Raw genomic sequence first — 13286 nt, 5'->3', positions numbered from 1 at the left:
GAAACGCCCGGACCCATCCCGAACCCGGAAGCTAAGCCTGCCAGCGCCGATGGTACTACCCTATCGGGTGGAAGAGTAGGACACCGCCGAACACACATTAGAATTACCCCCCACAATTTGTGGGGGGTAATTCTATATTCAGCGCGAAGAATGAAATTCAAGCCATTCTCGCGGATTGTGTAATTGCGCCGTATCCTTTGCTTGGCGAGCTCACAGGTGCAGGAAGGCAAGCGTGGTCCAAGACAGACAAGGCGGCGAAGATCGTCGTCAGAGTCCCCGGAACGATCACCGACCGCGCCGACAGGGCGGCCCGCCGACCCGTCCGCGCGTACCGCCTCGGTCCAACTCCGATTCTGCGGAGCCGCAGCGTGTCGGTCCACGGTTGCCTGATGACGTCGAGGCCAAACAGCTTGCGCCCGAGGTACGTCGGGAACTGACCACGCTGGACAAGGCCACCGCCGACTATGTGGCCAAGCACCTGGTGGTGGCCGGGGATCTGCTCGATGAAGACCCCGAAGCTGCCCTCGAACATGCGCGTGCCGCCCGTAGCCGGGCCAGTCGCATCGCTGCGGTTCGGGAAGCCGTCGGTATTGCGGCATATCACTGCGGCGACTGGGCACAGGCGTTGTCTGAACTGCGTGCCGCTCGGCGGATGGGGAGCAAATCCCCGTTGCTGCCGTTGATCGCCGATTGCGAACGCGGTGTCGGTCGGCCCGAACGCGCCATCGAGCTGGCCCGCAGCCCCGAAGCCGAGCAGCTCACCGGCGACGATGCCGATGAACTTCGGATCGTCGTGGCCGGCGCTCGTTGCGATCTGGGCCAGACCGAGCAGGCATTGGCTCTGCTTTCGACTCCGCCGCTGGATCCCGCCAGGACCGGCGAAACCGCGGCCCGACTCTTCTACGTTTACGCCGATGTTCTGTTGGCCCTCGGTCGTCGCGACGACGCGGTGCGGTGGTTCCTGCATGCGGCAGCTGCCGATGTGGAAGGCGTCACCGACGCCGAAGACCGCGTGACCGAGCTGGACTGAGGTGACCAGCCTCGCGCAGCGGCATGACTGCCTGCTGCTGGATCTCGATGGCACGGTGTTCCGCGGTCACGAGCCGACCGAGGGTGCTGTTGAGGCGCTGAGCCAGGTGACAGCGCGCAAGCTGTATGTCACCAACAATGCGTCGCGGGCCCCGGCGGACGTCGCGAAGCATTTGAACGATCTCGGATTCGCGGCCGTCGCTGACGACGTTGTGACCAGCGCGCAGAGCGCGGCTCGGTTACTGGCCGAACAATTGCCCTCGGGTGCAAAGGTTTTGATCATCGGCACCGAGGCTCTGGCAGCCGAGGTCGGCAATGCCGGGCTACGGCCGGTGCGTCTGTTCGACGAAGGGCCGGTTGCAGTGGTCCAGGGCCACTCACCGGAGACAGGCTGGTCCGAGCTGGCAGAGGCTGCGTTGACGATTCGCGCCGGCGGTCTGTGGATTGCGGCGAATGTCGACAAGACGCTGCCGTCCGAGCGCGGACTGCTGCCCGGCAACGGTTCGATGGTCGCGGCGCTGCAGACCGCCACCGAACAGGTGCCGCAGGTCGCAGGCAAACCGCAACCCACGCTGATGAATGACGCGCTGGCGCGGGGCACATTCATGGCTCCGCTGGTGGTGGGTGACCGCTTGGATACCGATATCGCAGGGGCCGCGGCGGCCGAGCTGCCGAGCCTGATGGTCTTGACCGGAGTCAGCACAGCCGCGGACATGGTCCATGCGTGTTCCGCCGAACGCCCCGACTACCTGGCTGCTGATCTGCGCTCGCTGACCGAGCCCGCGGCAGATCTTCGGATCGGGCCACACTCTGCGTGGCGGATCGAGATCGATGGCGACACCGTGACGGTGCATTCCGGCATCACCCCCAGCGATGACCCGTTATCGGTCGTGCGCGCCACTGCCGCGGCCGTGTGGTCGCTGCCGGAGGAGCGACCGGTGGTGATCGCGGCCGGTGATGCGGCGGCATCGGACGCGCTGGCTCGCTGGTCGCTGCTCGACGGCGGAGATCGGCTAGCGTGACTATCGCTATGAGTACCGATCCCGATCAGATTCGCAACGACATCGCAGTGCTGATGTCCCACCTGCCTGACGTCGAGGCCGAGGGGATCGACATGGACGCTATCGCCGCAGGTCTGGATCAGGCACACAACCTGCTGGTGCGTGCGCTGGAATCGGTCGAGAAGGGCTGAGCTCACGTGACGCGACGCGCACGTGTAGACGCTGAACTCGTCCGGCGCGGGCTCGCACGCTCCCGCCAACAGGCCGCCGAGCTGATCGATGCCGGGCGGGTGACCATCGACGGCATGCGGGCTTCCAAACCGTCGACCGCGGTGTCGACCGCGTCCAATCTGATTGTCACCGGGTCGGCGGAACGTACTTGGGTATCCCGCGGTGCACACAAACTGATCGGTGCCCTGGACGCATTCGGGGTGTCGCCCGATGGACTGCGCTGCCTGGATGCCGGCGCGTCAACCGGAGGGTTCACCGAGGTCCTGCTGGACCGCGGTGCCCGGCAGATCGTCGCGGCAGACGTGGGATACGGCCAGCTGGCGTGGTCGTTGCGCTCCGATGAGCGAGTGGTCGTCCTGGAGCGCACCAACGTGCGGGAGCTCACCGCAGACGACATCGACGGTCCGGTCGACCTGGTGGTGGCGGATCTGTCATTTATCTCGTTGTCGACGGTGCTACCGGCACTGACCGCCTGCGCGTCACAGCAAGCCGATATCGTTCCCATGGTGAAGCCGCAGTTCGAAGTGGGCAAGGAGCGGGTCGGCGCTGGTGGCGTCGTCTCTGATCCGGCGTTGCGCGCCGACGCCGTGCTGACCGTGGCCAATCGAGCCGCCGAACTGAATTGGCAGGCCGTGAACGTGACCGCCAGCCCGCTGCCGGGACCGTCTGGAAACGTCGAATACTTTCTGCACCTGCGGGCATCGACGGATCGGCCGCTGGTCGGCGAAGAGTTGATCGCGGCGGTGCAGCGTGCGGTAGCCGAGGGGCCACAGTGACCCGCGAGCGCACCGTGCTGCTGGTCATCCACACCGGCCGCGACGAAGCCACCGACACCGCCCGTCGGGTGGAAAAAGTATTGAGCGACAACGGTATTGGGCTGCGAGTGCTGGCCGCCGAGGCGGTCGATCGCGGACCATCGCACCTGGCTCCGGATCATATGCGTGCCCTCGGTGTCGACATCGATGTCGTCGATGCCGACGAGTACGCGGCCCAGGGGTGCGAGCTGGTGCTGGTGCTCGGCGGTGACGGCACCTTCCTTCGGGCGGCCGAGTTGGCCCGCAACGCCGAGATCCCGGTCCTCGGGGTGAACCTGGGGCACATCGGGTTTCTGGCCGAAGCTGAGGCCGAAGCCATCGATCAGGTGCTCGACCGCGTCATCACCCGGGACTATCGGGTCGAGGAGCGCATGACGCTCGACATCGGGGTGCGGGTCGGAGGGCAGGTCGTGCAGCGCGGTTGGGCGCTGAACGAGGCCAGTCTGGAGAAGAGCACCCGATACGGCGTGTTGAACGTGGTGCTGGAGGTCGATGGGCGTCCGGTGTCGGCATTCGGCTGCGACGGGGTGCTGGTCTCCGCCCCTACCGGTTCCACGGCCTATGCGTTCTCCGCAGGCGGCCCGATCCTGTGGCCGGACCTGGAGGCGATCCTGGTGGTGCCCAATAATGCGCACGCGCTGTTCGCCGGGCCTATGGTGACCAGCCCGACTGCCTTGATCGCCGTCGAGGTCGAGGCGGGTGGCAACGATGCGGTGGTGTTCTGCGACGGCCGCCGCCAGATGGTGGTGCCGGCCGGAGGGCGTCTGGAGGTCACGCGCTGCGGGATCTCGCTCAAATGGGTGCGTCTCGACAGTGCCCCGTTCACCGACCGCCTGGTACGTAAGTTCCGTCTGCCGGTGAAAGGGTGGCGCGGCCAGTAATGCTGACCGAGATTCGCATCGAGGCGCTCGGCGCCATCAGTGCGGCCACCGCCGAGTTCGGACGTGGCCTGACCGTGCTGACCGGCGAGACCGGTACCGGCAAGACCATGGTGGTCACCGGCTTGCATCTGCTCGGCGGTGCCCGCGCCGACGCCAGCCGGGTCCGGTCGGGTTCGCCGCGGGCCGTCGTCGAAGGTCGTTTCACCACAACCGAACTCGGCAATGTGGTGGTTGATCGGGTCGACGGGATCCTGGAGGCTTCCGGTGCCGACCGGGATGACGACGGTAGCGTCATCGCGGCGCGTTCGGTGAGCAAGGACGGGCCGTCGCGGGCGTATCTGGGTGGGCGCAGCGTCCCGGCCAAATCGTTGGCGACCTTCACCACGGAGTTGTTGGCGTTGCACGGGCAGAACGACCAGCTGCGGCTGATGCGTCCGGACGAGCAGCGTGGGGCGCTGGACCGGTACGTCGACGTGACGTCATTGTTGGCCAAGTACCGCACGTTGCGCGAGCAGTGGCTGACGGCGCGGCGTGACCTGATAGACCGTCGGCAGCGAGCGCGGGAACTGGCCTTGGAAGCCGATCGGCTGCAGTTCGGGCTCGGTGAGATCGAGGCGGTATCGCCAGAGGCGGGCGAAGACGAGGCACTGGTCGGTGATATTCGTCGGCTTTCCGAACTCGATGCGCTACGCGAAGCTGCGCAGACCGCACGCGCCGCGTTGGCCGGCCAGCTCGACGACGGACCCGACGACGCGGGCTCGGCGCTGGATGCCGCCGCGCAGGCCAAGTCGGCGCTGTTGGCCACCGATGACAACGCGCTGCGAGCGTTGGGGGAACGGCTGGTCGAAGCGCTGGCGGTGATCGGCGACGTGGCCGGAGAACTCGGTGACTATCTTGCCGAATTACCCAGTGATGCAAGCACTTTGGAATCAAAGCTGGCCCGGCAATCCGAATTGCGCAACTTGACCCGCAAATACGCCGCGGATGTCGACGGGGTGTTGCAATGGGCCACCGATGCCCGGCAGCGCCTGGCGCAGCTCGACGTTTCCGAAGAGGCGTTGGCCGGGTTGCAGCAGCGGGTCGACGAGCTGCACGACAACGTGGTGACTGCAGGGGCAGCGTTGACCAAGGTGCGAGCCAAGGCGGCCAAGTCGTTGGCCAAGGCGGTCACCGAAGAACTGGGTGGCCTGGCAATGGGTGGCGCCGGCTTCAGTATCGCGGTTCTGCCGTTGGAGGCGCGTGCCGACGACTCCGCTCCGCTGAAGTTGGCGGACGGCACCGCGGTGCATGCCGGCCATGACGGCGTCGACGCGGTCGAGTTCGGCTTCACCCCGCACAGCGGATCCGATGTGCTTCCGCTGGCCAAGAGTGCCTCCGGGGGCGAGCTGTCTCGGGTGATGTTGGCCCTTGAGGTGGTGCTGTCGGCATCGGCCGAGGGCACCACGATGGTGTTCGACGAAGTGGACGCCGGCGTCGGCGGACGCGCCGCGGTGCAGATCGGCAAGCGCTTGGCTCGGCTGGCCAGAACCCATCAGGTGATCGTCGTGACCCACCTGCCTCAGGTGGCGGCTTACGCGGACGTGCACCTGGTGGTCGACAGCGGCGAGCGCAGCAAGGCCAGCGAGGTGCGCACCCTCGGTGAGGACGACCGCGTGGCGGAGTTGGCCCGCATGCTGGCCGGGCTCGGCGAATCCGACAGTGGTCGGGCGCATGCGCGTGAGCTGTTGGAAGCGGCCCGGCGCGACCGCCAGGCGTAGTCGGGATTTGGGGCGTGTCGTCTCGCCCAGCGTCACAACACAGGTCTGAATCGCGATGGGCGTTACCCATCCGTGTGACAGTTGTGACGCAATTTAACTTATGAGGCTGGTGTTACGGCGCGCCTCCACGTGATAAGTGCCGTCGGTCGACAGAATCGGCGCCATGAAGATGTCAGCGCTGCTTTCGCGAAATGCCGAACCGAAGCCGGGCGTGGCTGGAACTGCCCGCGTTGATCGCGACATCGACAGGCTGCTGCGTCGGGTCGGTCCGGGTGACATCGTGGTGCTCGACGCGCTGGATCTGGACCGCATCACGGCCGACGCCCTGGTGGAGGCCGAGGTCGCCGCGGTGGTCAATGCGTCGGCGTCGATCTCCGGCCGGTATCCGAACCTGGGGCCGGAAGTTCTGGTGGCCAACGGTGTGACGCTGATCGACGAGACCGGCCCCGACGTCTTCAAGAAAATCAAGGACGGCGCCAAGGTTCGGTTGCACAACGGCGGGGTGTATTCCGGTGACCGCCGTCTGGTCTTGGGCACCGAACGCAATGACCAGCAGATCCACGAGATGATGCACGACGCCAAGAGCGGACTGGTCGCACATCTGGAAGCGTTCGCCGGCAACACGATCGAGTTCATCCGCAGTGAGAGCCCGCTGCTGATCGACGGCATGGGCATCCCGGACATCGATGTCGACGTGAACCGTCGGCACGTCGTGGTGGTCACCGATGACGTCGACGCGGCCGAGGATCTCAAGGCCATCAAGCCGTTCATCAAGGAGTACCAGCCCGTGCTGGTCGGTGTGGGTACCGGCGCGGACACCTTGCGCAAGGCCGGATACCGCCCGGCGCTGATCGTCGGTGACCCCGAAGACATGAGTTCGGACGTGCTGCGCTCGGGCGCTCAGGTGGTGCTGCCGGCAGACGCCGACGGGCACGCCAAAGGCCTTGAGCGGATTCAGGATCTGGGTATCGGTGCCATGACGTTCCCGGCGGCAGGCTCGGCCACCGATCTGGCGCTGCTGTTGGTCGACCACCACGGTGCGTCGTTGATCGTCACCGCCGGACACCGGGCCAATATCGAGGAGTTCTTCGATCGGTCCCGGCAGACCAGTGCCCCGTCGACCTTCATGACGCGGCTCAAGGTGGGCGAGAAGCTCGTCGACGCCAAGGCCGTGTCGACGCTGTACCGCAGCCGGGTCTCCGGCGGCGCCATCGCACTGCTGGTGCTCGCCGTGATGGTCGCGGTGATCGTGGCGCTGTGGGTGTCCCGCGCCGATGCCGCCGTCCTGCAATGGGTTACCAACTACTGGAACCAGTTCCTGCTGTGGGCCCAGAACCTGGTCAGCTAGGCGACGGACCGGGGATTTTGTCGTGATTACCCTACGCTCGCATGTGATCTCGCTTGCCGCGGTCTTCTTGGCACTAGCCGTGGGGGTGATGCTGGGATCTGGCCTGCTGTCCAACACGCTGCTCTCGGGGCTGCGTGACGACAAGCACGAGTTGCAGAACCAGATCAACAAGCTCACCGACGACAAGAACGGCCTGAACGAAAAGCTCAGTGCAGCAGGTGCATTCGACACGCAGATGACGCCGCGCATGGTGCGGGACGCGTTGGCCGGCAAGGCCGTGGTGATCTTCCGGACCCCCGATGCGGTGAACGACGACGTCGATGCGGTCTCGAAAACCGTTGCCGCGGCTGGTGGAGCCGTATCGGGCACCATCACCCTCACCGATGAATTCGTTGACGCCAATGCCGCGGAAAAGCTGCTGTCAGTGGTCAATTCGCCGGTCCTGCCGGCCGGCCGGCAGCTGAGCACGAAGTTGGTGGACCAAGGCTCGCAGGCCGGCGATCTGCTCGGTATTTCTCTGTTGCGCGGACGCGACCCGGCGGTTCCGCCGGTCGACGACAATCAGCGCGACACCGTCCTGGCCACGTTGCGTGACACCGGGTTCGTCACGATCGGTAACCAGCACATCGGCGTCGCGGACAGCGCGGTGATCGTCACCGGCGGAGCGCTCGGAGAAGACGCGGGCAACCGGGGCTCGACCGTCGCCCGGTTCGCCGCGGGACTGGCCCCGCACAGCTTGGGCACCGTGTTGGCGGGCCGGGACGGCTCCGCATCGGGCACCGCGGCCGTTGCGGTGGTGCGCTCCGACGCCGGCTTGGGCGGTGCGGTCAGCACCGTGGACGACATCGACAGTCAGTCCGGACGGGTCACCTCGGTCCTGGCGCTGCAGCAACTCGCAAGTGGTGGGCGGCCCGCGCAGTACGGCATCGGGCATGGCGCGGCGGCGGTGACGGTGCCGCAATAGTCGCCGGCATCGCATAGGTCACCGGCGCGCCAACGACAGGTGACGGGGGTCGGTGTTAAGGTGAGATTCCGTGGGTCGGCAGGCCCCGACCTGGGTTTGGCCCAGAGCTGAATTCAGCTTGTACCCGTCCTGCCCCAGTACCACGGAGGTAGTTCTTGCCATCGCTACGCAGGCATCCGCACACCGAGACCAAGCACATTTTCGTCAGTGGTGGCGTCGCGTCGTCGCTGGGTAAAGGCCTGACAGCCAGCAGCCTGGGGCAGTTGCTCACCGCGCGCGGGCTGCACGTCACGATGCAGAAACTCGACCCGTATCTCAACGTCGACCCGGGCACCATGAACCCGTTCCAGCACGGCGAGGTCTTCGTCACAGAGGACGGCGCCGAGACCGACCTGGACATCGGCCACTACGAGCGGTTCCTGGACCGCAATCTGTCCCAGTCGGCGAATGTGACCACCGGCCAGGTGTATTCGGAGGTCATCGCCAAGGAGCGCCGGGGCGAGTACCTGGGCGACACCGTCCAGGTGATCCCGCACATCACCGATGAGATCAAGACCAGGATCCTGGAGATGGCCCGGCCCGACGCCAAAGGTAAGCGGCCCGACGTCGTCATCACCGAGATCGGTGGCACCGTCGGTGACATCGAGTCGCTGCCGTTCCTGGAGGCCGCGCGTCAGGTGCGCCATGAGGTGGGCCGCGACAACTGCTTCTTCCTGCACGTGTCGCTGGTGCCGTACCTGGCGCCGTCCGGCGAACTCAAGACCAAGCCGACGCAGCACTCGGTGGCGGCCCTGCGGAGCATCGGTATCAGCCCGGATGCGCTGATCCTGCGGTGCGATCGGGATGTGCCCGAGCCGCTGAAGAACAAGATCGCCCTGATGTGTGACGTCGATATCGACGGCGTCATCTCCACTCCCGATGCGCCGTCCATCTATGACATCCCCAAGGTGCTACACCGCGAGGAGCTCGACGCGTTCGTGGTGCGCCGGCTGAGCCTGCCGTTCCGCGACGTCGACTGGCGCGAATGGGACGACCTGCTGCGCCGGGTGCACGAGCCGCAGGAGACCGTCCGAATTGCTCTGGTAGGCAAGTACATTGACCTGTCCGACGCTTACCTCTCGGTCGCCGAGGCGCTGCGCGCCGGTGGGTTCGCCCACCACGCCAAGGTGGAGATCCGCTGGGTTGCCTCCGATGACTGTGAGAACGAACTGAATGCGGCGGCCGCGCTCGGCGATGTGCACGGCGTGTTGATCCCGGGCGGGTTCGGTATCCGCGGGATCGAGGGCAAGGTCGGCGCCATCCGCTACGCGCGCAAGAACAAACTGCCGCTGCTGGGCCTCTGTCTGGGTCTGCAGTGCATCGTGATCGAGGCGGCGCGCTCGGTCGGCATCACCGGCGCCAACTCGGCCGAGTTCGATGAGCACACGCCGGATCCGGTGATCTCCACCATGGCCGATCAGATCGATGCGGTTTCCGGTGAGGCGGACCTGGGCGGCACCATGCGACTGGGTGCCTACCCGGCCGTGTTGGAAGCGGGATCGATTGTGGCGCAGGCATACCAGGCCACCGAGGTGTCTGAGCGGCACCGGCACCGCTACGAGGTCAACAACGAGTACCGGGACCGGATCGCCAAGAGCGGGTTGAAGTTCTCCGGAACATCCCCCGACGGACACCTGGTCGAGTTCGTCGAATACGACGCCGACCTGCACCCGTTCCTGGTGGGCACTCAGGCCCATCCGGAGTTGAAGAGCCGCCCGACCCGGCCGCACCCGCTGTTCTCCTCGTTCGTGGGGGCTGCGCTGGAATACAAGGCGGCTGAGCGGCTTCCGCTGGAGGACCTGTCGATGTCGGCGCAACACGCCGCCGACTCTCACGATGCCGAGCAGCTGCAAGAATCTCGTGACTGAACACGATTTCGCCACGCTGGACAGCGAAACCGTCTACGTCGGAAAGATTTTCGCGCTGCGGGCCGATGAGGTTGCGATGCCAGGCGGTAAGTCGGCGCGGCGCGAGGTCGTCGAACACTACGGTGCCGTGGCCGTGGTGGCGCTCGACGACGAAGGCAACATCGTGCTGGTCTACCAGTACCGTCACCCGATCGGACGGCGGCTGTGGGAGCTGCCCGCCGGGCTGCTCGACATGGGTGATGAACCACCGCACGTGACCGCCGCGCGGGAGCTGGAAGAAGAGGTCGGCCTGGCCGCAGCGCACTGGCAGACGCTGATCGACGTCGACTCGGCGCCGGGATTCAGCGACGAGAGCGTCCGCATCTTCCTCGCCACCGGATTGACCGAAGTCGGTCGTCCAGAGGCCCACGACGAAGAGGCGGACCTGAAGGTCGAGCGGGTGCCGCTCGACGACGCGGTGCGGATGGTGTTCTCCGGCGAGATCGTGAATTCGCTTGCGGTCGCAGGCATTCTGGCGGCATCGAACCGGCCGGCCGGACTGCGACAGCTGGACGCGCCGTGGCCGGACCGGCCCACGGCCCTGCGTGCCCGGCGAGGCAACCAACGATGACGTCGGCTGCCGCGATTCGCTCGAATGTGAAGAATCAGGTCCAGGCCTACCTGGATCACCTGACCATCGAGCGAGGCGTGGCCGCCAACACGCTCAGCTCCTATCGGCGGGACCTGCGCCGCTACGTCGGCCATCTGGCCGGTCGCGGCATCGCCGACCTGGGTGCCACCACAGAAGCCGATGTCAGTGAATTCCTGGTCGCCCTGCGCCAGGGCGACCCGGACAACGGTGTGGTCCCGTTGTCTGCGGTGTCAGCGGCACGCGCATTGGTCGCGGTGCGAGGGCTGCACAAGTTCGCTGCGGCCGAAGGTGTCGCCGAAGTGGATGTGGCACGCGGCGTCAAGCCGCCGACGCCCGGGCGTCGGCTGCCCAAGAGTCTGTCCGTCGACGACGTGCTGGCGCTGCTGGAGGGCGCCGGTGGCGACAGCGATGCCGACACTCCGCTGACGCTGCGCAACCGGGCACTGCTGGAGCTGCTGTATTCCACCGGCTCCCGGATCTCCGAGGCCGTTGGACTCGACCTCGATGACATCGACGTCGAGTCGCGCTCGGTGCTGTTGCACGGCAAGGGCGGCAAGGAGCGGTTGGTGCCGATCGGGCGGCCCGCGGTCGGTGCGTTGGAGGCCTACCTGGTGCGTGGCCGTCAGGAGCTGGCCCTGCGCGGCAAGGGCACGCCGGCCATCTTCCTCAATGCCCGCGGTGGCCGGTTGTCCCGGCAGAGCGCGTGGCAGGTGTTGCAGGACTCGGCCGAGCGGGCCGGCATCACCGCGGCAGTGTCACCGCACACCCTGCGGCATTCGTTTGCCACCCACCTGCTCGAAGGGGGCGCCGACGTGCGCGTCGTGCAGGAATTGCTCGGCCATGCCTCGGTCACCACCACGCAGATCTACACGCTGGTGACGGTCAGCGCGCTGCGCGAGGTGTGGGCCGGGGCGCACCCGCGGGCTCGGTGACTAGCCGCCGAGAAAATCGGACTCGAGTACCAGATCGGTCAGCAGCGACTGGTACTCGACGTGCGTCTTGTGCTCGACGGTGTGCCAGGTGCGGCCTTCCTGCTCCCGCATGTAGGCCCGGTACGCGGGTGCGCCCGGAACCTTGACGTTGTCGGCGACCACGATTGCGCCCGCGTGCAGCCAGCCGCGTTCCAGAATGGACTGCAGGTCGGTCAAGTAGGCGTTCTTGTCGTGGTCGACGAAGACGAAGTCCAGGTTTCCGGCCGCGAAGCCGCGCCCTGCGAGCGCGTCGAGGGTGGTTCCGCCGTCACCGATAGTGCCCACGACGCACGTGATCCGGTCAGCGACGCCGGCGTGAGTCCAGATGCGACGTGCCACCTCCGCGTTGGCCGCGGAGAACTCGACGGAGAAGATGTGCGCGTTCGGGGCGTTGCGGGCGATCCGCAACGCGCTGTAGCCGCAGTAGGTGCCCAGCTCCAACACCCGTGAGGGGTTGGCGCGGCGGACGGCGGTATCGAGCAGCTCGCCCTTCTCGTCACCCACGTTGACCAGCATGGACTCTTCCCGGGCGAACCGATCGACGGTGTTAAGCACGTCGTCGACGTCGCCGCGGCGGGCGTTCGATTCGACGTACGCGGCCGCAGCGGCCTCCCGGCCGTCGCCGATCTGACCGGTCCGCAGGAAGTTCGGCATGCCTGCCGCCATCCGCAGTATCGACCATCGAAGGAACGGCATCCGTTGCTTCCAGCTCATTGCCGCAACACTAGGCCAGCGGGTCTGCCGTCGGGGAGGTCCAGACACCGTTAAACTTGCCCGGATGTTCGCTATCGGAATGTGGCCGCTGACCAGCGATGGTCTGGCATGACCGACTTCGTTGGGAGTCCGGACCCGGAGATCGGTGGGCGCATGACCGAGGACGCCGGCGAGCAAGCCGAACAGGTGGTCGGGCTGACCGGGCGTCCCGCGCGGCACATCCCGGAGCCCTTGCCCCGCACCACGCATGGTCCGGCCAAGGTCGTCGCGATGTGCAACCAGAAGGGTGGCGTCGGCAAGACCACGTCCACCATCAATCTGGGGGCCAGCCTCGCCGAGTACGGCCGCCGGGTGTTGTTGGTGGACCTCGACCCGCAGGGTGCGTTGTCGGCCGGTCTCGGGGTGCCGCACTACGAGCTCGAGCACACCGTGCACAACCTGTTGATCGAGCCGCGCGTGTCGATCGATGACGTGCTGATCAGCACCCGGGTCAAAGGACTGGACCTGGTGCCCAGCAATATCGATCTGTCGGCCGCCGAGATTCAGTTGGTCAACGAGGTCGGTCGAGAGCAGTCTCTGGCTCGCGCGCTCTATCCCGTGCTCGACCGCTATGACTACGTCCTGATCGACTGCCAGCCGTCGCTGGGGTTGTTGACCGTCAACGGGCTGGCCTGTGCCGACGGTGTGATCATCCCGACCGAATGTGAGTTCTTCTCGCTGCGCGGCCTGGCGTTGCTCACCGACACGGTCGACAAGGTGCGCGACCGGCTGAACCCGAAGCTCGACATCAGCGGCATCCTGATCACCCGGTACGACAACCGAACGGTCAACGCCCGCGAGGTCATGGCGCGCGTCGTGGAGCGATTCGGCGACCTGGTGTTCGACACCGTGATCAGCCGCACCGTGCGCTTCCCGGAGACCAGCGTGGCCGGCGAACCCATCACCACGTGGGCGCCGAAATCCACTGGTGCCCTGGCGTATCGGTCCTTGGCGTGCGAGGTCATAGACCGGTTCGGCGCGTGATCTCCGAGGCCGAG

13 protein-coding genes and 1 rRNA gene are annotated in these 13286 nt (G+C 66.5%); 13 read left to right on the top strand and 1 reads right to left on the bottom strand.

The window, feature by feature from the left end:
* The 12 genes from rrf to xerD form a co-directional block, all read left to right on the top strand.
* Positions 1–92: ribosomal RNA gene (rrf, locus tag ABIA30_RS06545) — 5S ribosomal RNA — on the top strand; the annotation flags it as partial.
* A gap of 140 nt (positions 93–232) precedes the next feature.
* A complete protein-coding gene (locus tag ABIA30_RS06540) occupies positions 233–1030 on the top strand; it encodes a tetratricopeptide repeat protein (protein WP_370063173.1) in 798 nt (265 codons plus the stop codon).
* Between the two features lies 1 nt (position 1031).
* The gene (locus tag ABIA30_RS06535) at positions 1032–2051 is read left to right on the top strand and encodes an HAD-IIA family hydrolase (protein WP_370063171.1); all 1020 of its coding nucleotides are present in this window, start codon (positions 1032–1034) and stop codon (positions 2049–2051) included.
* Positions 2052–2059: 8 nt separating this feature from the next.
* Positions 2060–2221, top strand: coding sequence for a hypothetical protein (locus ABIA30_RS06530; RefSeq protein WP_370063169.1), 162 nt, complete (start codon positions 2060–2062; stop codon positions 2219–2221).
* 6 nt (positions 2222–2227) lie between these two features.
* Positions 2228–3037 carry a TlyA family RNA methyltransferase gene (locus ABIA30_RS06525; RefSeq protein WP_370063167.1) on the top strand — a complete coding sequence of 270 codons (810 nt, stop codon included), beginning with the start codon at positions 2228–2230 and terminating at the stop codon, positions 3035–3037.
* Complete coding sequence (locus ABIA30_RS06520; protein WP_370063165.1) at positions 3034–3957, top strand: NAD kinase; 924 nt, start codon at positions 3034–3036, stop codon at positions 3955–3957. Before ABIA30_RS06525 ends, ABIA30_RS06520 begins: the two co-directional genes overlap by 4 nt.
* Positions 3957–5714, top strand: coding sequence for a DNA repair protein RecN (gene recN / locus ABIA30_RS06515; RefSeq protein WP_370063387.1), 1758 nt, complete (start codon positions 3957–3959; stop codon positions 5712–5714). The genes ABIA30_RS06520 and recN overlap by 1 nt, the downstream gene beginning before the upstream one ends.
* Before the next feature lie 163 nt (positions 5715–5877).
* Positions 5878–7062, top strand: coding sequence for a putative cytokinetic ring protein SteA (steA, locus tag ABIA30_RS06510; protein WP_370063163.1), 1185 nt, complete (start codon positions 5878–5880; stop codon positions 7060–7062).
* A gap of 22 nt (positions 7063–7084) precedes the next feature.
* Positions 7085–8026 carry a copper transporter gene (locus ABIA30_RS06505; protein ID WP_370063161.1) on the top strand — a complete coding sequence of 314 codons (942 nt, stop codon included), beginning with the start codon at positions 7085–7087 and terminating at the stop codon, positions 8024–8026.
* 155 nt (positions 8027–8181) lie between these two features.
* The gene (locus ABIA30_RS06500) at positions 8182–9933 is read left to right on the top strand and encodes a CTP synthase (protein WP_370063159.1); all 1752 of its coding nucleotides are present in this window, start codon (positions 8182–8184) and stop codon (positions 9931–9933) included.
* Positions 9926–10543, top strand: a complete 618-nt coding sequence (locus ABIA30_RS06495; protein ID WP_370063157.1) for an NUDIX domain-containing protein — start codon at positions 9926–9928, stop codon at positions 10541–10543. The genes ABIA30_RS06500 and ABIA30_RS06495 overlap by 8 nt, the downstream gene beginning before the upstream one ends.
* On the top strand, positions 10540–11496 hold the full coding sequence (gene xerD, locus ABIA30_RS06490; protein ID WP_370063155.1) for a site-specific tyrosine recombinase XerD: 957 nt from the start codon (positions 10540–10542) through the stop codon (positions 11494–11496). The genes ABIA30_RS06495 and xerD overlap by 4 nt, the downstream gene beginning before the upstream one ends.
* Here xerD and ABIA30_RS06485 read toward each other — a convergent pair whose 3' ends face one another.
* A complete protein-coding gene (locus ABIA30_RS06485) occupies positions 11497–12249 on the bottom strand; it encodes an O-methyltransferase (RefSeq protein ID WP_370063153.1) in 753 nt (250 codons plus the stop codon).
* Between the two features lie 153 nt (positions 12250–12402).
* Between ABIA30_RS06485 and ABIA30_RS06480 the strand changes: the two genes are divergently transcribed.
* Positions 12403–13272, top strand: a complete 870-nt coding sequence (locus ABIA30_RS06480) for a ParA family protein (protein ID WP_370063385.1) — start codon at positions 12403–12405, stop codon at positions 13270–13272.
* The last annotated feature ends 14 nt before the right edge of the window (positions 13273–13286 follow it).

The organism is Mycobacterium sp. MAA66 (genome assembly GCF_041261665.1).
GTDB lineage: Bacteria > Actinomycetota > Actinomycetes > Mycobacteriales > Mycobacteriaceae > Mycobacterium.
This window is presented reverse-complemented; position numbering and strand designations above follow the sequence as displayed.

Coding starts and splice junctions, on each gene's coding strand:
- ABIA30_RS06485 (WP_370063153.1), bottom strand. CDS start 12,249: ATGAGCTGGAAGCAACGGATGCCGTTCCTTCGATGGTCGATACTGCGG.
- ABIA30_RS06480 (WP_370063385.1), top strand. CDS start 12,403: ATGACCGAGGACGCCGGCGAGCAAGCCGAACAGGTGGTCGGGCTGACC.
- recN (WP_370063387.1), top strand. CDS start 3,957: ATGCTGACCGAGATTCGCATCGAGGCGCTCGGCGCCATCAGTGCGGCC.
- xerD (WP_370063155.1), top strand. CDS start 10,540: ATGACGTCGGCTGCCGCGATTCGCTCGAATGTGAAGAATCAGGTCCAG.
- ABIA30_RS06530 (WP_370063169.1), top strand. CDS start 2,060: ATGAGTACCGATCCCGATCAGATTCGCAACGACATCGCAGTGCTGATG.
- steA (WP_370063163.1), top strand. CDS start 5,878: ATGAAGATGTCAGCGCTGCTTTCGCGAAATGCCGAACCGAAGCCGGGC.